Consider the following 16,661-nt stretch of genomic DNA (forward strand, 5'->3'; position numbering starts at 1 on the left):
ATCGTTAGCCGGATGCAGCGCATCTCGCCAGGATGTCGTCGATAACAGACGCAAGCGGCGCGGTGGCGTCGATGACTGTGGCGGCGGAGGGGATATCCTCCTTGGTCGCGTGCAGCCGCAGGACAAGTTGCTGTTCGGCGGGGCTTGCGCCGAATTCGTCGTTTGGCCTGGTTGCTAGTCTCTTCATCAGCGTGTCCGCATCGATGTCGAGGACGAAAACGTGGTCGAAGAGATCGATGAAACGATCGAAATTCCTGGAGCCGCCACAGAAGAAGGAGATCGCGTTGCTTTGGTCATTGACCAGGGTTTTGACCTTATCGATGTCCCAGAGATGGTGCCGGTGACCAAAGGCGACATCAACCGGATTTTGCCGGGGCGTGGCATCGCTCAGGGGCTCGCCTGTCACCGGATCGCCTTTATAGGCGAGCTCGCGGTCGCCATGGACGACATGGTAGCCGCGCTGCTGCAAGCCTGACGCAACCGAGGTCTTGCCCGTGCCGGACACGCCTTCGATCAGAACGTTTCTGACGCCCATTTTGCTCTCATTGGATAGATCACAGGTATTGTTGGCGAGCACACAGACTAGCGGTGCCGGTGGTGCCTTCTAGCGTAGAATTCTATCATATTTTCGACAGTGAGATTGGGGCTTGGTGTTGGAATGGGGTCGTGCCGTGGGTTACCCCCCTCTGTCCTGCCGGACATCTCCCCCACAAGGGGGGAGATCGACTCGCGGTTAGGCTTTCGCCAGACAATGAAGGTTGGAACGAGCGGATGCGCCCAGCCGATCTCCCCCCTTGTGGGGGAGATGCCCGGCAGGGCAGAGGGGGGTATCACGCGGCAAAACCTGAATGAAAGGCGACGGCAGCAGGCGGAGTTCCTACCACACACCACAAAACTCCGCGCCGGAGACCTCTCCGCGACGGCATGGCAGGATGAGAATGGGCAGGCGGTGGTCGGTATAAGATGGGATTGTCAGGCAATATCGCCTGCCCGATCATATCAAGGTCTCCGGATATCCAGGCCGACAGGAGCGTCTCTCGGCCTTTCGCTTCCGGATGGATGGGAGGTCCTGACGACCAAATCATCCACCTTTCAACAACCATCATCGGACGCCGGGCTTGCGCCCTGATGTGTCAGATCCGGTTCGCGACCCGGCTCCCTGTCCAATGACGCCATCAGTATGAGAGCGACGATTGCGGCGGGGATGGATGGGGACGATAAAATCCGCAAGCGACTGATATCGCCGTGATTTCTTTCATCGCACTATAAATTTATCCCCGCATAGTGGCAATCTCGGCCTCGGCGCGGCGGAGCGTCTCGGCAACGAAGGCGCTCTTGCCGCCGGTATAGTGGTCCCAGTCGCCGGCGGCTTCCTCGGCGAGGCGCTGCTTCAGCGCCTGGTATTCGGCGGCGCGGTCCGGGTGGAGGCGGAGGTGGTCGCGGAAGAGGAGGCGGTCGTGGTGGGCGGGGTTGGCTTTAAGGCAGAGGTAGAGGCGCAGGCCGTAGCCTTCGTGCTCGCGGGTGAATGGCAGGCGGCCGTCGCCATGCGGGTCGCCGTGGGCGCGGAAGCCGGAGAGCGCGAGTGTCTCGGCGAGAGTGGCGAGTGCTGCGGCGTCGATCAGGACGGCGTCGAGGTCGATCTTCGGCTTGGCGGCGAGGCCGGGGACGGCGGTGCTGCCGATGTGTTCGACAGCAAGGATGAGGCCGGGCGCGAGCGAGAGGAGTTCATCGCGCGCGGCCTGGAAGAACGAGGGCCAACGCGGATCATACTGGATAACCCGGATCGGCCTCATCGTCGTCAGCCGATCTCTTGAAGGAAGCCCTCGAGGACTTCGACCATGCGGCGTTCGCCCTGTTCCAAGGACCCACTATTGTCGAGATCGACGACGTCGTAATCGCCGCGCACGGTGAGCGGGCCGCGGGCCAGGCGGGCCATGATGTCCTCGTGGGTCTCGCGGCCGCGGGCCTCCAGCCGGCTTGCCAGCACGTCGGCGCGGGCGGTGACGTTGATCACCTTCAGCCGCGGGAAGACGGCGTGGAAATGGTGCAGCGCCGAGCGTGAGCCGTTGGCGATGACGAGGCTTCCGGCTGACAGCGACACCGAGACTTCCGAGGGGATGCCGTATTTCAGGCCGTGGGCTTCCCACCAGACGGAGAAGCTGCCGGCCTGCTCCATCGAGGCGAAGCCCTGGGGCGAGACGGCGAGATGATCCTCGCCGCCGGCATCATGATCGCGGGTGATGACGCGGCGGACGAAATGGACGTCCTGCCGCTCCCGGAAATGCCGGGCGGCTGCCGCCATCAGCGTGTCCTTGCCGGCGCCGGAGGGGCCGACCACGACCACCATGATGCCGTGCTCGGTGCCGGGAACGACGTGGGGCTCGTGCGAGGGATGGGTTTCGTGCGCGGTCATGCGACCCGGCGCCCTTCGCGCCAGACGGAGCGGCTGACCGGAACGCCCTCGTCGCGGAAGACGCGGACGAGATCGGCGCGGAGCCCGGTTGCGATGCGGCCGCGATCGTTGAGGCTCACGGTGCGGGCCGGTGTCGACGTGACCATGGCGATCGCCTTCGGCAGCGAGATGCTCTCGACTTCATCGGCGATCAGGAAGGGTGCGTAGAGCAGGCTGAGCGGCACGTAATCGGAGGAGAGAACGTCGAGCACGCCGCGCTCGGCGAGATCGCGGGCCGCGATGTTGCCGGAGTGCGACTTGCCGCGCACGATATTGGGCGCACCCATGAGAACGCTCATGCCGTTTTCATGCGAGGCCTTGGCGGCGTCGAAGCTGGTCGGGAATTCGGCGAGACGGACGCCGTTTTCGATCGCCTCGTCGACATGGGCGAGCGTCGCGTCGTCGTGGCTGGCGACCGTGATGCCGCGCTCGGCGCAGACCTTCGAGATCGCGACGCGGTGCGGCGTCGAGTTGCGCTCGGATTCCGACACGCGGCGATCGACGAACTTGGCGAACTCGGCATCGGTGAGGCCGCGCTTCTTCTGATAATAGAAGATGTACTGGTCCATGGTCTGGAACTGGCGCTGGCCGGGCGCGTGGTCCATCAGCGAGACGAGGCGGACATAGGGGTCGTTTTCGAAATCGGCGAAGTGCTGCAGCACGTTGTCGGCGGAGACTTCGCAGCGCAGGTGGATGAGGTGCTCGGCGCGCAGGCGGCCTTCCTTCTCGGCCTTCTGGATGGCATCGGCCATGTCGCGCATCTCACCATGCTCGAAGCCGCCATCCTCGTCCGCGCCCATGCGCAGGCAATCGAAGACCGTGGTGATGCCTGACGTCACGATCTGGGCGTCGTGCGCCTGGATCGCCGCCGTCTTGTTCCAGCGCAGGCCGGGGCGCGGCGAATAGTGGCCTTCCAGATGGTCGGTGTGCAACTCGACCAGGCCGGGGATCAGGTAGTCACCTTCGAAATCCTCGCCGAGGCGGGAGCTGCCGCTTGCGATATCCTCGATCTTGCCGTCGCGAACGAGGACCGATCCTTCGACGATTTCATCCTCAAGGACGATGCGGGCGTTGGAGAAGACGGTTTCTTTGGTCATGGACATCAGATCTTTCAAGGTTTGGCGGCGGCAAGCGGCCACCAGGAATGGGCGGTAAACGGCGCGCCGCGCGTCTCTTCGACGAAAACGGCAAGGCCCGAAATCAAAAGCGGCCGGCCGGTGAAGGCGGCGAAACGCTCGGCGAGAATGGTCTTCATTACCTCGGCGCGCTCTTCCGGCACCTGGCCTGAGAGCGTCATGTGGAACCCGAAGTCATCCATCACGTAAGGATAGCCCCAGCGCAACAGATTGGCCCTCTGGCTTTCGCTGAGCCTGTCCGGATTGCGCCGGGCGATATCGGCCTCGGACAATGCCGCGCGGAAGGGTTCGAACGACTTTACCACGGAGGCCGCGAATTGCTGAAGCGGCGGATGCAGGGAGCCGGGCACGAGCGCGAAGAACCGGCCGAGCTGGCCGAGCACGAGCTCGGGGATCTCGAAGGCGGGTGTCCGTTCCGCGAAATCCTCGACCGCCTGGATGAGATCCTTCTCGGTGACAGAGGAGGCGAGATGAAACGGCGCCTTGATGGTGGCGTGGAAGGCATAGCGGCGCGGATCGGCGGTGAGCTCGAACTGCTCGGCGGCCGGCAGATCAGGATAATCGGGAGCCGGATAAGTTTCGCCGGTGAAGGCATCGCGGCCGAGCCAATGGGCAGCCGCCACGTTCAAGGGATCACCCTTCGGCGGCGTGAAATAGAGTGCGTATCGCAAGGCCAGTATCCCGGAAATCTATGTGGATGCGGGAGGCAGTCTGCCGTGATTTGACCGCCCGCCGCAAGCTTGCTTCCGGCTAAAAGATTTCCGTGACAGAATGATGATGATCAAGACCCATCAATGGGTCTTTTTGCCCATCACCCGCGAACGCAGCGCATTGGAGATATTGTCGAAGACGAAGACGACGAGGAGGATGAGGAGCACCATGTAGGCGACCTTGTCCCAATCGGAATTGGTCTTCATCGATTCCAGGAGTTTCAGACCGATACCGCCTGCGCCGACGGCGCCGATGACGGTGGCCGAGCGGGTATTGGATTCCCAGAAATAGAGCGACTGCGAGATGAAGATCGGCAGCACCTGCGGCACCACGCCGAAGCGCTGGACGACGACGGGGGATGCGCCCACCGACTTGACGCCCTCGCGCTGCTTGTCATCCACATTCTCCAGCGCCTCGGCATAGACCTTGCCCAGCGCGCCGGTGTCGGTGAAGAAGATGGCGGCGATGCCGGGGATCGGCCCGGGGCCGAAGGCGCGGGTGAAGAACAGCGCCCAGATCAGCATGTCGATGGAGCGCAGGAAATCGAAGAGGCGCTTCGTCGCCCAGTTGGCCGAGCGGTTGAGGGTGATGTTGCGCGCGGCGATGAAGGCCAGCGGAAAGGCGAAGAGCGAGCCGAGCAGCGTGCCGACGAAGGCCATGACCAGCGTCTGCATCAGCTTCGACAGGATATCGCCGTGCTGCCAGCTGGCATTGTTGAGGAAATTGTCGAGCACCAGCGAGGCGTTGGACTGCGCGGGATCGATGCGATCACCCGACAGCATGAGGCCGGCGACATCGACGAGGCTCTTGCCCCAGAAGGGCGACTGCGTGTCGAAGAAGAAATTGGCCCAGCCGAGGAAGCGGCGCTGCACATAGACCTGCGTCGAGCGGATTTCCGCCTGTCCCTCGAAGCCGAAGGAGACGGTGACCTTGCTGTCGTCCTGCTTCATGACGGCGGGCGCACCCGGCGGCAGGATGGCGCGATCCTTGGTGATCTCGACAGGATAGAGCTTGCCGCCGAGATAGACGTCGACGCGCTCGGGCGTCACTTCCATGCGGTCGGCATCGCTGCCGTAGGTGACGGTGTAGCCGCCGGCAGCCGTCGGCAGCATCCATGCGATGACCGCATCCTTCGGATACTGGCCGCGGCTGGTCCATTGCGGCACAACCTTGCCATCGACGAAGCGCAGGCGCGGCTGGGCGCGCCAGGAATACCAGTCCTGAACGTAGATCGAGGCGCGGTCCCAATTGCCGTTGACGAAGGTCGGGATGACCTTGAAGAAATTGAATGCGAGCGCGAGGTAGATGATGACGAGGCCGGCGATGAGGGCGAGACCCCAGCGCTGCATGAAGCTGCGGTGGAAGACTTCGGGATAGTTGTCCAGCAGGCGCTGGCGATCGGCGGCGTTGACTGTGAGCGACGACATCAGGCTGCTCCTCGGCCGAATTCGAAGGACTGCTTGCCGATCATGCGGCGGCGGAGCCAGGCGGAGAACTGGTCGACGCAGACGACGGTGATCAGAAGCAGGATGATGATGGCATAGGTCTTGGCGGCATGATCGCGGCCGATCGCCAGGCTGAAGACCTCGCCGATACCGCCGCCGCCGACGGCGCCGATGATGGTGGAGGCGCGCACGTTGATCTCGAGGCGCAGCAGCGTGTAGGAGACGAAATTCGGCATGACCTGCGGCAGGATGGCGAAGCGGACGCGCTCGAGCCAGCTGGCGCCGGATGCGCGCAGGCCCTCGTCCGGCTTCATGTCGGCATTCTCGACCACTTCGAAGAACAGCTTGCCGAGCGCGCCGATGGTGTGGATCGACACCGCGATGATGGCCGAGATCGGGCCGATCGACAGGATGGCGGCGAGCAGGCCGGCAATGACGATCTCCGGGAAGGCGCGCAGGATTTCCATGATGCGGCGCACGACCCAGCGGGTGGCACCGGCGCCGACCAGATTGGTCGAGGCGAAGAAGCAGAGCACGAAGGCGCCGGATGCGCCGAGGATGGTCGAGACGATGGCGACGTTGATGGTGATCGCCAGCTGGTAGAAGAAATTCGGGATATAGAAGCTGTCGGTGATGTAGACGCGGTCGCTGACGTAATCATACTTGATCGAACCATCGGCATAGGGCGACGGCAGGTCGAACATAGCGCGGAAGATCTCCAGCGGGCTGTCCGGCACGAAATGCTTCATGAAGTCGAAGAGGTAGGGAAGGCGCTCGAAGAACTTGCCCGAATTGGCGCTGTTGGCGAAATCGAGCGAGGCGCCGAGGACGATCAGAAACACAACGATCGAGATCACGGTATAGATACGCCGTGTCCGGACCTGTTGCTGGTAATGATCGAGAATTGTGCGGGAGCCTTGCTGCAGTCCGCCCATGTGGTCGGGTTCGGCCACGTGCGCCATGTTGAGCATCCTTGTTGAACGAACGGCGGCACCGTGATGATGCCGCCGCGAGTTTATTCAGAGGTTCGGATCAACCGCCGATAACCGACTTACGAGCGTCGATGATCGTCTGGTAGAAGGACTGGTCGACCGGCGACCAATCGACGTAACCACCGCCGGTGAAGCTGTCGAAGCAGCCCTTGTCGGTCTTCGGCAGTTCGGCGAAGTAGGCGGTGACCTTCTTCTGGATGTCAGCCGGCAGCTTGTTGGAAACCATCAGCGGGCCGTTCGGGATCAGCGGGGACTTCCAGACCTGGACGATATCGTCCATGTCGAGCAGGCCCTTGGTGACCATAATGTGCAGGTTGCCGGAGGTGTAGCCCTGGGCCCAATCGCCGGTGGCGGAACCGAAGGTGGTGCCGACATCGAACTTCTTGTCGAGAACGCCGAGGACGAGGTTCTCATGGCCGCCGCCGAAGCCGGTTTCGGAGAAGTACTGCTTGACCGGCATGCCGACATCCTTCGGCAGCGAGACGTTCGGGACGAGGTAGCCTGAGGTCGAATCCGGATCGGCGAAGCCGAGCTTCTTGCCCTTGGCGTCGGCGAGCGTCTTGATGCCCGAATCCTTGCGGGCGACCATGATCGAGTAGTAGCCGGTCGAGCCGTCTTCCTGCTTGGTGGTCAGAACCGGGGTAACGGCATTCGGATCCTTGAGGTAGATCGAGGCGTAGGAGGAGGCGCCCATGACAGCGAGGTCGATGGTGCCGCCCAGCAGGCCCTGGATGACGCCGTTATAGTTCGGCGACGGGAAGATCTGGACTTCCGAAACGCCGGTAGCGGCAACGAGGCCCGGCTTGACGCACTCGGTGCGGCGAACCTGGTCGGCTTCGTTTTCACCGCCGTCGAGGCCGATACGCAGGACCTTGACGTCCTGAGCGTAGGCCTGGCCTGCAACGGTGGCGATGGCGATCGTTGCCATCAGGATCTTGCGGAACGCAGACATGGTAGTCTCCTTTGGTGACGTTTTTCAGTGACTTTGAAGTACTGGGGATCGGTATTTTTCCGGCTTTGTCCCCCGGCCGGAAACTTGTCAGCGCATGACGGCGGAGGCGGCCATCACGCGGGATACGGCGTCCTGCTGCTTGCCCTTGATGTTATCCAGGCTGGTGGACGTCATGGATTCGTCGATGCCGGCGCCGTTCTTGTCGGTGCCGTAGATCTCGTTGACGGCATCGGCTGTCAGCTCGGACGGCTTGCCGTCGAAGACGACGCGGCCGCCGGCCATGCCGACGATGCGCTCGCAATAGCTGCGCGCGGTATCGAGAGTGTGCAGGTTGGTGATGACGGTGATGCCTTCGCGCTCGTTGATATCGCGCAGCGCGTCCATGACGATCTTGGCGTTCAGCGGGTCGAGCGAGGCGATCGGCTCGTCGGCAAGCAGCATCTTCGGCGCCTGCATGAGGGCGCGGGCGATCGCCACGCGCTGCTGCTGGCCGCCCGAGAGCGTGCCCGCCATCTGCAAGGCCGTCTGCTCGATGCCGAGACGCTCAAGGGCCGCGATCGCCTGCACGCGCTCTTCGCGGGTGAAGACGCCGAGCAGGCTAAGCACGGTGGAGCGATGGTTGAGACGGCCGAGAATGACATTGGTCATCACGTCGAGGCGCGGCACGAGATTGAACTGCTGGAAGATCATGGCGCAATCGCGCTGCCAGTTGCGCAGCGACTTGCCGCGCAGGCCCGACACTTCCGTACCGTTGAAATGGATCGAGCCGGAGCTCGGCTCCTGCAGGCGGTTGATCATGCGCAGAAGCGTGGACTTGCCGGCGCCCGAACGGCCGATAATGCCGACCATCTGGCCCTGAGGGATGTCAAGCGTCACGCTATCGACGGCGATCTTCTTGCCGAATTGACGGGTGACATTCTTCAGCTCGAACATCATGCTCTTCCTCATAGCCCAAACGCGATATGAGGGAGTGCATTAGGCCCGGTCCATGAAGCTCCAATGTCAGTTTTGTGTAAGTGCTGTCACAAACGGGGCTGTGGTGGATTCATTTGTGACAGCGCCGTTCATCTTGTTGTGACAGCGTCACCGCCGCTTCTGCAGCACCTTGTTGCCCTTCGGCCCGGTCATCTTCGGGGTGTTTTTGTCGTTCTCCTCGCGCAGCACCCGCCAGCGGGCGAGACGCTCGGGCGCCAGCGTGCCGGATTTGACAGCGGCCTGGACGGCGCAGCCGGGTTCGTGGTCGTGGGTGCAATCGCGAAAGCGGCAGTGCTCGGCAAGCTCGGTGATCTCGGAGAAGACCTGCTCGATGCCTTCCTGCACATCGCTGACGTGGAGCGTGCGCATGCCCGGCGTGTCGATGACCCAGCCGCCGCCGGCCATGGCGTGCAGCGAGCGGGCGGTCGTGGTGTGGCGGCCCTTGGCGTCGCGTTCGCGGATGCCGCCGGTTGCCTGCGAGCCCTCGCCGCTCAGCCCCGCCAGCGCATTGACCAATGTCGACTTGCCGACGCCGGAGGAGCCGATCAGCGCCAGCGTCTGGCCGAAGCCGCTCCATGGACCAAGCGCTGCAGCGGCATCCTCGCTCTTGGCGTTGAGGACCACCACCGCGAGATCGCGCTGCAGGGCCTTTGCCTGCGCTTCGTATTCCGCGACGTCGGGGGCGAGGTCGGCCTTGGTCAGCACGATGACGGGCGTCGTTTCGGCCTGGTTGGCGAGCGCCATGTAGCGCTCGAGGCGGGCGACGTTGAAATCGGCGTTGCAGGAGGTGACGATCAGAAGCGTATCGACATTGGCGGCGCCGAGCTGCTGGCCCTGGCGGCCTTCGACGCGACGCTGCAGCAGCGTGCGGCGCTCCAGCCGGCGCATTAGGCTGTCGTCCTCGGGATCGACCATGACCCAGTCACCGACGGCGAATTCGGACGTATTCAGCTGATGCGAGATCTTGAGCCGGATCAGGCCATCCAGCGATGTGACGCTCAGGCGGCTGCGATGCACTTCGGCGATGCGACGGGGGATGAGACCATGATCGTCATCCGTCAGCTGATCGGAAAAGAAGTCTGACCAGCCGAGCGAGGCCAGGAATGTCGCTTCGTGATCGGTCGTCAAAGGTTCACCGGGGACTGCGGCGTATGGGTCAAGGCTGGCTCCGTGAAGGGACGCGTGGTGACGCGGACATTAGCCGAAGCTTCGGCGGGAAGATATGGGGTTTGCACCATGAGAGATATCCGCGCTGGAAACGACAGCCGATCCTGATGCTATCGGAGCGACAAGTCACCGGCAGAGATTGGTGCCGTTCGCGCCTCATAGCATCTTGATTTCCCGCGAGACTTTCCTGAAAGCTGCGTTGCCCCTCAAGGAAATCTCCATGTTCGTCTCGGAAGCCTTCGCCATCGGTTCGGCCACCTGCATCGCGCTCAGCTCGATGTTCATCAACGAGCTCAACGGGCGGGTGCCGTTGATGCAGCTGGCGCGCTGGCAGCTGACCGCGGCCTTCGTGATGACGGCGGTGGCGGCGACTGTTGCCGGCGGGTGGGCGACGCTTGGGGCTTGGCAGCTCGGGTCGCTCTTAGCCTCCAGCGTGTTCGGGATCGTGATTGCCAGCACCACCTATTTCGCGGCTATCTATACGGCCGGGCCGCGCGTGACGGCGCTTCTGTTTTCGCTGGCCTCGCCATTCGCGCTGGTGCTCGGATATGTCGCGCTGGGCGAGACGATCGATCTGCGTCAGGGGTTCGGGGTCGTGCTCATTTTATGCGGCATCGTGATTGCCATCGGCTTTCGCCGGCGTCGGCCGGCGCCGATGATCCCGCTTGCCGACGGCGAGCCGATCGCGGAGCCGGCGCCGTCAACACCACCGGTGTCCATGCTTGGGATAACGCTTGGGGTCGTGACCGCGCTCGGGCAGGCGCTGGGGAGCCTGACGGCGCGGCCGGCGATGGCCGCTGGTGTCGAGCCATTCACGGCGATGGCGGTGCGCTCCGGGCTGGCGGTGATCTGCTTCTGGGCGCTTCTGGCGCTTCCCCGGGTGCGGGCGCAGGCGAACAGTTTTCGGGCGCGGGATTTCGGCCTTGCGGCCACCGCCGCCTTTTTCGGCACGGCGCTCGGGATGTCGCTTCTGATGGCGGCTCTGAAGACCGGCAATGTCGGGATCGTTTCGACGCTGTCTTCGATGACGCCTGTCGTCATCCTGCCGATGGTGTGGCTGCGCAGCGGGCAGATGCCGCGTGCGCATGCCTGGGGCGGGGCAGCACTTGCCATCGCCGGCACAGCGCTGATCAGCCTCGGCTAAGCCCCCGGCGCGAATGGCGGTCCATCCGCGCCGGATAGGTTTGATGCAGACGGATAGGCGGCTCAGGCCTCGTATCGCGCCAGGAAGTCCTCGGCGTTGAGCGCGCGGAAATCGGCGAGTGCGGTGCGCAGCCGGTCGTGCTCCCAATCCCACCAGGCAAGCCTGTCCATGCGCTCGCCGATCTCTTTGCCGAAGCGCTCGCGGATCAGCTTGGCGGGCACGCCGCCGACGATGGTGTAGGGTGCCACATCCTTGGAGACGACCGCGCCGGCGCCGATGACGGCGCCGTTGCCGACGCTGACGCCAGTGAGAATAGTTGCTCCGTGGCCGATCCACGTGTCGTGACCGATCGTGACTGTCCTTGCCCGACGGGCAGCGAAATATTCCGCCTCCTCCGGCTCCAGATCACCCCAATAATCACCGGGCCGATAGGTGAAGTGGTGCAGCGTCGCGCGTTCGACCGGATGGTTGGTGGCATTGATGCGCACGAAGGCCGCGATATTGGAGAATTTGCCAATTCGCACGTTCCACAGATGGCCATGTTCCATCACATAGGAATAGTCACCGATCTCGCTTTCCCGGATGCGGCAGAGTTCCGCAACCTTGGTGTAGCGGCCGAGTGTCGTGGTTTCCACCAACGCAGTGTCGTGGATCATCGGTTGCTCTGACAACAATCGGCTCATGCTGCGATCGGCCTCCGTGGCGAGAATTTCTGAACGTCGAGAATGCGGTCGGCGACGGCCTCGCGCACTTCCTCGTCGTGGAAGATGCCGAGCAGGCCGACGCCCTTCTGTTTCTTCTCGGCGATCATCTCGACGACGACGGCGCGGTTTTTCGCGTCGAGCGAGGCGGTCGGCTCGTCGAGCAGGAGGATGGTGTGGTCGGTGATGAAGCCGCGGGCGATATTGACGCGCTGCTGCTCGCCGCCGGAGAAGGTGGCGGGGGGGAGTTGCCAGAGCGCTTCCGGCAGGTTGAGCTTGGCGAGCAACTCGGCTGCCTTTTCGCGGGCAACATCCGCCTTCGTGCCACGGGCAACCAGCGGCTCGGCGACGACATCGATGGCCGCGACGCGCGGCACGGTGCGCAGGAACTGGCTGACATAACCCAGCGTCTGCCGGCGCACCTCGATGATGGTGCGCGGATCGGTGGTGGCGAGATCGACGATGCGATCCTGGTGCTTGACCAGGATCTGGCCGCTATCGACCGCGTAGTTGCCGTAGATCATCTTCAACAGCGAGCTCTTGCCGATGCCCGAAGGGCCGCCGAGCACGACGCATTCGCCCGAGGCGACGGAGAAGGAGACATCCGAGACGACAGGCAGCTTGATGCCGTCGCGCAGATGCATGGTGAAGCTCTTGGAGACTTCCGAAACAACGAGTGGCGTTGCCATGATTGACTTCCCTGGTTTCTGGCGACAATCCGTGAGCTTAGCCGGCTTACGGATTGCGCTCTCAACTATACCTGCAGGATCGAGGAGACGAGGAGCTGGGTGTAGGGCTCGCGGGGATCGTCGAGCACCCGGTCGGTCAGGCCATGCTCGATGACGTGGCCGTCCTTCATCACCATCATCCGGTGCGACAGCAGGCGGGCGACGGCGAGATCGTGGGTGACGATGATGGCCGCGAGGCCGAGATCGTTGACGAGGCCGCGAACGAGATCGAGCAGGCGGGCCTGGACGGAGACGTCGAGACCGCCGGTCGGCTCATCCATGAAGACGAGGCGCGGGCCGGTGACGAGGTTGCGGGCGATCTGCAGGCGCTGGCGCATGCCGCCGGAAAACGCGCGCGGCTGGTCGTCGATGCGGCTCTCGTCGATCTCGACGCGGCTCAGCCAATCGACTGCCGTGGCGCGGATATTGCCATAGTGCCGATCGCCGATCGCCATCAACCGCTCGCCGACATTGGCGCCGGCGGATACCGCCATGCGCAGACCGTCAGCCGGATTCTGATGCACGAAGCCCCAGTCGGTGCGCATCAGGAAACGGCGCTCGGCCTCGCTCATGTGGTAGAGATCGCGGTACTGGCCGTCACGCATGTGATACTCGACGCTTCCCGTCGTCGGCATCAGGCGGGTGGAGATGCAGTTCAAGAGCGTCGTCTTGCCGGAGCCGGATTCACCGACGATCGCCAAGACCTCGCCGGGCCAGAGCTCGAAGGAGACGTTCTTGCAGCCGATGCGGTTGCCGTAGAATTTCGAGACGTCGTTGACTTTGAGAAGGGGGGTGTCGGTCATGGCTATGCCTCCGCGGATGTGTATGTGAGGACATGGAGCGTGGCGGGTGGGTTACCCCCCTCTGTCCTGCCGGACATCTCCCCCACAAGGGGGGAGATCGACTCGTTGCTATGTTTACGCCAGCCAATGAATGTGGAACGAGCGGTTGCGCCCAGCCAATCTCCCCCCTTGTGGGGGAGATGCCCGGCAGGGCAGAGGGGGGTATCCCCGGCAGAACGCCAGCTTGAAAACTCCCTCATTCCGCCGCCTCCCTACCCTGCGCCAGCATCTCGCCGACATGGCCGTGCTCCCGCCGGTCCTCGCAGTGATCGGTGTCGGAGCAGACGAACATGCGGCCGCCCTTGTCGTCCAGGATCACCTCGTCGAGATAGACATCCTCGGCGCCGCAGAGCGCGCAGGGCTTGCCGAAGCGCTGGATCTCGAAGGGGTGATCCTCGAAATCGAGGCTGACGACTTCGGTGTAGGGCGGGACGGCGTAGATGCGTTTTTCGCGGCCGGCGCCGAAGAGCTGAAGCGCATCCGACATGTGCATTTTCGGATTGTCGAATTTCGGCGTCGGCGACGGGTCCATGACGTAGCGGCCGGCGACTTTCACCGGGTAGGCGTAGGTCTTGGAGATGCGGCCGTTATGGGCGATGTCCTCGTAGAGCTTGACGTGCATGAGGCCGTATTCCTCAAGCGCGTGCATCTTGCGGGTCTCGGTCTCGCGCGGCTCGAGGAAGCGCAGCGGCTCGGGGATCGGCACCTGGTAGACCAGAACCTGGCCGGCCCCGAGCTTTTCTTCCGGGATGCGGTGGCGGGTCTGGATGATGGTGGCATCCTTGGTGTGCGTGGTGACCGCGACATTGGCGACCTTCTGGAAGAAGGCGCGGATGGAGACGGCGTTGGTGGTGTCGTCGGCGCCCTGGTCGATGACCTTCAGCACGTCATCCGGGCCGATGATCGAGGCCGTGACCTGCACGCCGCCGGTGCCCCAGCCATAGGGCATCGGCATTTCGCGCGAGGCGAAGGGCACCTGATAGCCGGGGATGGCGATCGCCTTCAGGATAGCGCGGCGGATCATCCGCTTGGTCTGTTCGTCGAGATAGGCGAAGTTGTACGTGGCGAGATCGCTCATTCGGCTGCCTCCTTGAGATCGTCATCGCTGCCATTGCGGGCGGCGTCGAAGTCGTTTCGCATGCGGCGGACGAGATCGAGCTCGGCCTGGAAATCGACGTAGTGCGGCAGTTTCAGATGCTCGACGAAGCCGGTCGACTGGACGTTGTCGGCATGCGAGATGACGAATTCCTCATCCTGCGCGGGGGCGGTGATGTCCTCGCCGAGCTCGCCTGCCCGCAAGGCACGATCGACCAGCGACATGGACATGGCCTTGCGCTCGCTCTGGCCGAAGACCAGGCCGTAGCCACGGGTGAATTGCGGCGGCGCCTTGGAGGAGCCCTTGAACTGGTTGACCATCTGGCATTCGGTGACCTGGATGGAACCGAGTGAGACCGCGAAGCCGAGCTCGGGCACATCGAACTCCACCTCGACCTCACCGATGCGGATTTCGCCGGTGAAGGGGTGGTTGCGGCCATAGCCGCGCTGGGTGGAATAGCCGAGCGCCAGAAGGAAACCCTCGTCGCCACGGGCGAGTGCCTGCAGGCGCAGATCGCGGCTCATCGGGAATTCCATCGGCTCGCGGGTGAGATCGCCGATCTCGTGATCCTCCGGCATCTCGCCATCGCCCTCGATCAGGCCTTCATGGGCAAGGATCTCGGAGACGCGCATGACGCGGCCGGTTTCGGCCTCGCGCAGCACCGGCTCCTCGACGGCGCCATCCTCGAGCAGCGAGGGGTCAAGCAGACGGTGCGTGTAATCGAAGGTCGGGCCGAGCAGCTGGCCGCCGGGCAGGTCCTTGTAGGTGGCGGAGACGCGGCGCTCGATCTTCATTTGAGCCGTGTCGATCGGCTGCGAATAGCCGAAGCGCGGCAATGTCGTGCGGTAGGCGCGCAGCAGGAAGGTCGCCTCGATCATGTCGCCGCGCGACTGGCGCACGGCGAGTGCTGCCAGCGTGCGGTCGTAAAGCGAGGCTTCGGCCATGACGCGGTCGACGGCGAGCGTCAGCTGCGCGACGATCTGCTCGATGCCGATGGCGGGGAGCGCGCGATCACCACGACGGCGATCGGCGAGCAGGCGGTGGGCATTCGAAATGGCGGCCTCGCCACCTTTGACGGCAACATACATGGGTCACATCTCCGTTGCGGTGATCTTGGTGGTACGCGGCAGGCAGAGGAAACGGCTGCCGGAGGTGAGCACGATGTCGACGCCGCGCGGGAAGAGCGCGCGATTTTCCGTCCACAGATGCAGGAAGCGCTCGGGGAGCCCAAGCGGCGCGACGTCGGTGACGGTCTTGATGCCGGGGCCCATCAAAGCGAGCCGGCGGCCGCCTTCGAGATCAGGCAACTCGATGACGAGCGTCGTCGAACGATCGGGATATTCCTGGGTGCCGGAGGCAAACAGGCCGAAGGAGGAGAGCGTGGCACCCTCATCAACGAAGGCGAAACGGGCCTCGGCCTTTTCCGGCGTGACCGGCGCACCGGTGTGGAAGCCGAGCCATTGCGGCGTGGCGGACTTGGCCAAGGCAGGCGAAAGCCAGACGGGGGTGTCGTGATCGCACAGCGTCAGCGCGATGGCGCCGGCGGCAATGCCGAGCGGCGCCGGCGGCTCGGCATCGGGCGACACGGTCTGGATGGTGCCGGGGCGGGCCATGGCATCCATCATCAGCTTGAAGACGCTCTGGGCGTGGAACACCGGTTCGGCGAAGCCGCCCGACAGGGCATCTGCGCCGTGGGTTTGGGCGTTATGCGTTTCGGTCTTGAGTGGCATCAGTCGTCTCCGCGAACCATGGTGAAGAAATCGACGCGGGTGGCCGCGGTCTCGTCGGCCTTCTTGTTATCCGCATCGGCGACGCGGGCGGCGATTGGCGCAAGCAGGGTGGTTTCGACGATGTCGCGAGTGGCCGCTTCCTGCCAGAGCGCATCGAAGATCGCCGAGAGGCGGGCCTTTTCGCGATCGGTGCCGAGCGCCTGGGCATGGCCGATGGTGCCGGAAGCGAGGCGGATGGTGGCGCGGGTGACGGTGACCTCGCCGAGATTGAAGGCGGCACCGCCGCCGCCCATGCGGCCGCGCACCATGACGAGGCCGGTTTCGGGGCCGCGCACGGCTTGCGCCACCGGCTTTTCCGTCAATGCCTGCCAGGCCGCTTCCAGCTCCTGCCGCTCGGCGCGGGCCAGCAGATCGACGGTGCGCTTGCGCGCCCGGTCGCCCTCACTCAGCTCGGTCTTGCCTACCTTCTTTTCCGCTAAGGTCATCGCCACATCCTTTAAATGTCTATTGATATAGACAACCATACAAGCTATACCTAGACCTAAATCGCCGAGGTGACAAGCGTGTGACATTTCGGGGGCACATAAGAT

The 16,661-nt window shown here is 63.8% G+C and carries 18 protein-coding genes; 1 reads left to right on the forward strand and 17 read right to left on the reverse strand.

What is annotated here, in order from left to right; all coding sequences use genetic code 11:
* Window positions 1-4 precede the first annotated feature (4 nt).
* The 10 genes from ACIQUB_RS15295 to rsgA all read right to left on the reverse strand — a co-directional run bounded on the left by ACIQUB_RS15295 (window position 5) and on the right by rsgA (window position 9,791).
* On the reverse strand, window positions 5-535 hold the full coding sequence (locus tag ACIQUB_RS15295; RefSeq protein WP_113239431.1) for an AAA family ATPase: 531 nt from the start codon (window positions 533-535) through the stop codon (window positions 5-7).
* 736 nt (window positions 536-1,271) lie between these two features.
* Window positions 1,272-1,793: a GrpB family protein gene (locus ACIQUB_RS15300; RefSeq protein WP_113239432.1), complete on the reverse strand. Its 522-nt coding sequence runs from the start codon at window positions 1,791-1,793 to the stop codon at window positions 1,272-1,274.
* A gap of 5 nt (window positions 1,794-1,798) precedes the next feature.
* The gene (gene phnN, locus ACIQUB_RS15305) at window positions 1,799-2,413 is read right to left on the reverse strand and encodes a phosphonate metabolism protein/1,5-bisphosphokinase (PRPP-forming) PhnN (RefSeq protein WP_112534993.1); all 615 of its coding nucleotides are present in this window, start codon (window positions 2,411-2,413) and stop codon (window positions 1,799-1,801) included.
* Window positions 2,410-3,549: an alpha-D-ribose 1-methylphosphonate 5-triphosphate diphosphatase gene (locus tag ACIQUB_RS15310; RefSeq protein WP_018899243.1), complete on the reverse strand. Its 1,140-nt coding sequence runs from the start codon at window positions 3,547-3,549 to the stop codon at window positions 2,410-2,412. The genes phnN and ACIQUB_RS15310 overlap by 4 nt, the downstream gene beginning before the upstream one ends.
* Before the next feature lie 14 nt (window positions 3,550-3,563).
* Window positions 3,564-4,259 carry a DUF1045 domain-containing protein gene (locus tag ACIQUB_RS15315; protein ID WP_113239434.1) on the reverse strand — a complete coding sequence of 232 codons (696 nt, stop codon included), beginning with the start codon at window positions 4,257-4,259 and terminating at the stop codon, window positions 3,564-3,566.
* A gap of 120 nt (window positions 4,260-4,379) precedes the next feature.
* The gene (gene phnE / locus ACIQUB_RS15320) at window positions 4,380-5,726 is read right to left on the reverse strand and encodes a phosphonate ABC transporter, permease protein PhnE (protein ID WP_113239436.1); all 1,347 of its coding nucleotides are present in this window, start codon (window positions 5,724-5,726) and stop codon (window positions 4,380-4,382) included.
* Window positions 5,726-6,706 carry a phosphonate ABC transporter, permease protein PhnE gene (gene phnE, locus ACIQUB_RS15325; protein WP_018899240.1) on the reverse strand — a complete coding sequence of 327 codons (981 nt, stop codon included), beginning with the start codon at window positions 6,704-6,706 and terminating at the stop codon, window positions 5,726-5,728. The genes phnE (ACIQUB_RS15320) and phnE (ACIQUB_RS15325) overlap by 1 nt, the downstream gene beginning before the upstream one ends.
* Window positions 6,707-6,776: 70 nt before the next feature.
* The gene (gene phnD, locus ACIQUB_RS15330) at window positions 6,777-7,688 is read right to left on the reverse strand and encodes a phosphonate ABC transporter substrate-binding protein (RefSeq protein ID WP_018899239.1); all 912 of its coding nucleotides are present in this window, start codon (window positions 7,686-7,688) and stop codon (window positions 6,777-6,779) included.
* 87 nt (window positions 7,689-7,775) lie between these two features.
* Window positions 7,776-8,621: a phosphonate ABC transporter ATP-binding protein gene (gene phnC, locus ACIQUB_RS15335; RefSeq protein WP_112534996.1), complete on the reverse strand. Its 846-nt coding sequence runs from the start codon at window positions 8,619-8,621 to the stop codon at window positions 7,776-7,778.
* Between the two features lie 150 nt (window positions 8,622-8,771).
* Window positions 8,772-9,791, reverse strand: coding sequence for a ribosome small subunit-dependent GTPase A (gene rsgA, locus ACIQUB_RS15340; RefSeq protein ID WP_113239437.1), 1,020 nt, complete (start codon window positions 9,789-9,791; stop codon window positions 8,772-8,774).
* A 259-nt stretch (window positions 9,792-10,050) separates the two neighbouring features.
* Here rsgA and ACIQUB_RS15345 point away from each other — a divergent pair, with 259 nt between their 5' ends.
* Entirely contained in the window at window positions 10,051-10,974 is a 924-nt protein-coding gene (locus tag ACIQUB_RS15345; protein WP_113239438.1) for a DMT family transporter, read from the forward strand.
* Between the two features lie 62 nt (window positions 10,975-11,036).
* On the opposite strand, the gene ACIQUB_RS15350 is transcribed toward ACIQUB_RS15345, so the two are convergent.
* From ACIQUB_RS15350 to phnG, 7 genes are all read right to left on the reverse strand, one after another.
* The gene (locus ACIQUB_RS15350; protein ID WP_113239439.1) at window positions 11,037-11,657 is read right to left on the reverse strand and encodes a DapH/DapD/GlmU-related protein; all 621 of its coding nucleotides are present in this window, start codon (window positions 11,655-11,657) and stop codon (window positions 11,037-11,039) included.
* Window positions 11,654-12,364 carry a phosphonate C-P lyase system protein PhnL gene (gene phnL, locus ACIQUB_RS15355; RefSeq protein ID WP_018899233.1) on the reverse strand — a complete coding sequence of 237 codons (711 nt, stop codon included), beginning with the start codon at window positions 12,362-12,364 and terminating at the stop codon, window positions 11,654-11,656. The genes ACIQUB_RS15350 and phnL overlap by 4 nt, the downstream gene beginning before the upstream one ends.
* Window positions 12,365-12,429: 65 nt before the next feature.
* Entirely contained in the window at window positions 12,430-13,206 is a 777-nt protein-coding gene (phnK, locus tag ACIQUB_RS15360; RefSeq protein WP_113239440.1) for a phosphonate C-P lyase system protein PhnK, read from the reverse strand.
* Window positions 13,207-13,441: 235 nt separating this feature from the next.
* Window positions 13,442-14,323 (reverse strand): alpha-D-ribose 1-methylphosphonate 5-phosphate C-P-lyase PhnJ, encoded by an 882-nt coding sequence (locus tag ACIQUB_RS15365; protein WP_018899231.1) that lies wholly within the window; start codon window positions 14,321-14,323, stop codon window positions 13,442-13,444.
* Window positions 14,320-15,429, reverse strand: coding sequence for a carbon-phosphorus lyase complex subunit PhnI (locus tag ACIQUB_RS15370; RefSeq protein ID WP_113239441.1), 1,110 nt, complete (start codon window positions 15,427-15,429; stop codon window positions 14,320-14,322). The genes ACIQUB_RS15365 and ACIQUB_RS15370 overlap by 4 nt, the downstream gene beginning before the upstream one ends.
* Before the next feature lie 3 nt (window positions 15,430-15,432).
* Window positions 15,433-16,071, reverse strand: a complete 639-nt coding sequence (phnH, locus tag ACIQUB_RS15375; protein WP_113239442.1) for a phosphonate C-P lyase system protein PhnH — start codon at window positions 16,069-16,071, stop codon at window positions 15,433-15,435.
* The gene (gene phnG / locus ACIQUB_RS15380; RefSeq protein WP_113239443.1) at window positions 16,071-16,556 is read right to left on the reverse strand and encodes a phosphonate C-P lyase system protein PhnG; all 486 of its coding nucleotides are present in this window, start codon (window positions 16,554-16,556) and stop codon (window positions 16,071-16,073) included. Before phnG ends, phnH begins: the two co-directional genes overlap by 1 nt.
* Window positions 16,557-16,661: the final 105 nt, after the last annotated feature.

The sequence above is a fragment of the Rhizobium sp. NPDC090275 genome (assembly GCF_044772225.1).
Lineage (GTDB): Bacteria > Pseudomonadota > Alphaproteobacteria > Rhizobiales > Rhizobiaceae > Rhizobium.

What these genes read in the sequence shown, in the direction of transcription:
- ACIQUB_RS15295 (WP_113239431.1), bottom strand. Translation starts at nt 535, where the DNA reads ATGGGCGTCAGAAACGTTCTGATCGAAGGCGTGTCCGGCACGGGCAAG.
- ACIQUB_RS15300 (WP_113239432.1), bottom strand. Translation starts at nt 1,793, where the DNA reads ATGAGGCCGATCCGGGTTATCCAGTATGATCCGCGTTGGCCCTCGTTC.
- phnN (WP_112534993.1), bottom strand. Translation starts at nt 2,413, where the DNA reads ATGACCGCGCACGAAACCCATCCCTCGCACGAGCCCCACGTCGTTCCC.
- ACIQUB_RS15310 (WP_018899243.1), bottom strand. Translation starts at nt 3,549, where the DNA reads ATGACCAAAGAAACCGTCTTCTCCAACGCCCGCATCGTCCTTGAGGAT.
- phnE (WP_113239436.1), bottom strand. Translation starts at nt 5,726, where the DNA reads ATGTCGTCGCTCACAGTCAACGCCGCCGATCGCCAGCGCCTGCTGGAC.
- phnE (WP_018899240.1), bottom strand. Translation starts at nt 6,706, where the DNA reads ATGGCGCACGTGGCCGAACCCGACCACATGGGCGGACTGCAGCAAGGC.
- phnD (WP_018899239.1), bottom strand. Translation starts at nt 7,688, where the DNA reads ATGTCTGCGTTCCGCAAGATCCTGATGGCAACGATCGCCATCGCCACC.
- phnC (WP_112534996.1), bottom strand. Translation starts at nt 8,621, where the DNA reads ATGTTCGAGCTGAAGAATGTCACCCGTCAATTCGGCAAGAAGATCGCC.
- ACIQUB_RS15345 (WP_113239438.1), top strand. Translation starts at nt 10,051, where the DNA reads ATGTTCGTCTCGGAAGCCTTCGCCATCGGTTCGGCCACCTGCATCGCG.
- ACIQUB_RS15350 (WP_113239439.1), bottom strand. Translation starts at nt 11,657, where the DNA reads ATGAGCCGATTGTTGTCAGAGCAACCGATGATCCACGACACTGCGTTG.
- phnL (WP_018899233.1), bottom strand. Translation starts at nt 12,364, where the DNA reads ATGGCAACGCCACTCGTTGTTTCGGAAGTCTCCAAGAGCTTCACCATG.
- phnK (WP_113239440.1), bottom strand. Translation starts at nt 13,206, where the DNA reads ATGACCGACACCCCCCTTCTCAAAGTCAACGACGTCTCGAAATTCTAC.
- ACIQUB_RS15365 (WP_018899231.1), bottom strand. Translation starts at nt 14,323, where the DNA reads ATGAGCGATCTCGCCACGTACAACTTCGCCTATCTCGACGAACAGACC.
- ACIQUB_RS15370 (WP_113239441.1), bottom strand. Translation starts at nt 15,429, where the DNA reads ATGTATGTTGCCGTCAAAGGTGGCGAGGCCGCCATTTCGAATGCCCAC.
- phnH (WP_113239442.1), bottom strand. Translation starts at nt 16,071, where the DNA reads ATGCCACTCAAGACCGAAACGCATAACGCCCAAACCCACGGCGCAGAT.
- phnG (WP_113239443.1), bottom strand. Translation starts at nt 16,556, where the DNA reads ATGACCTTAGCGGAAAAGAAGGTAGGCAAGACCGAGCTGAGTGAGGGC.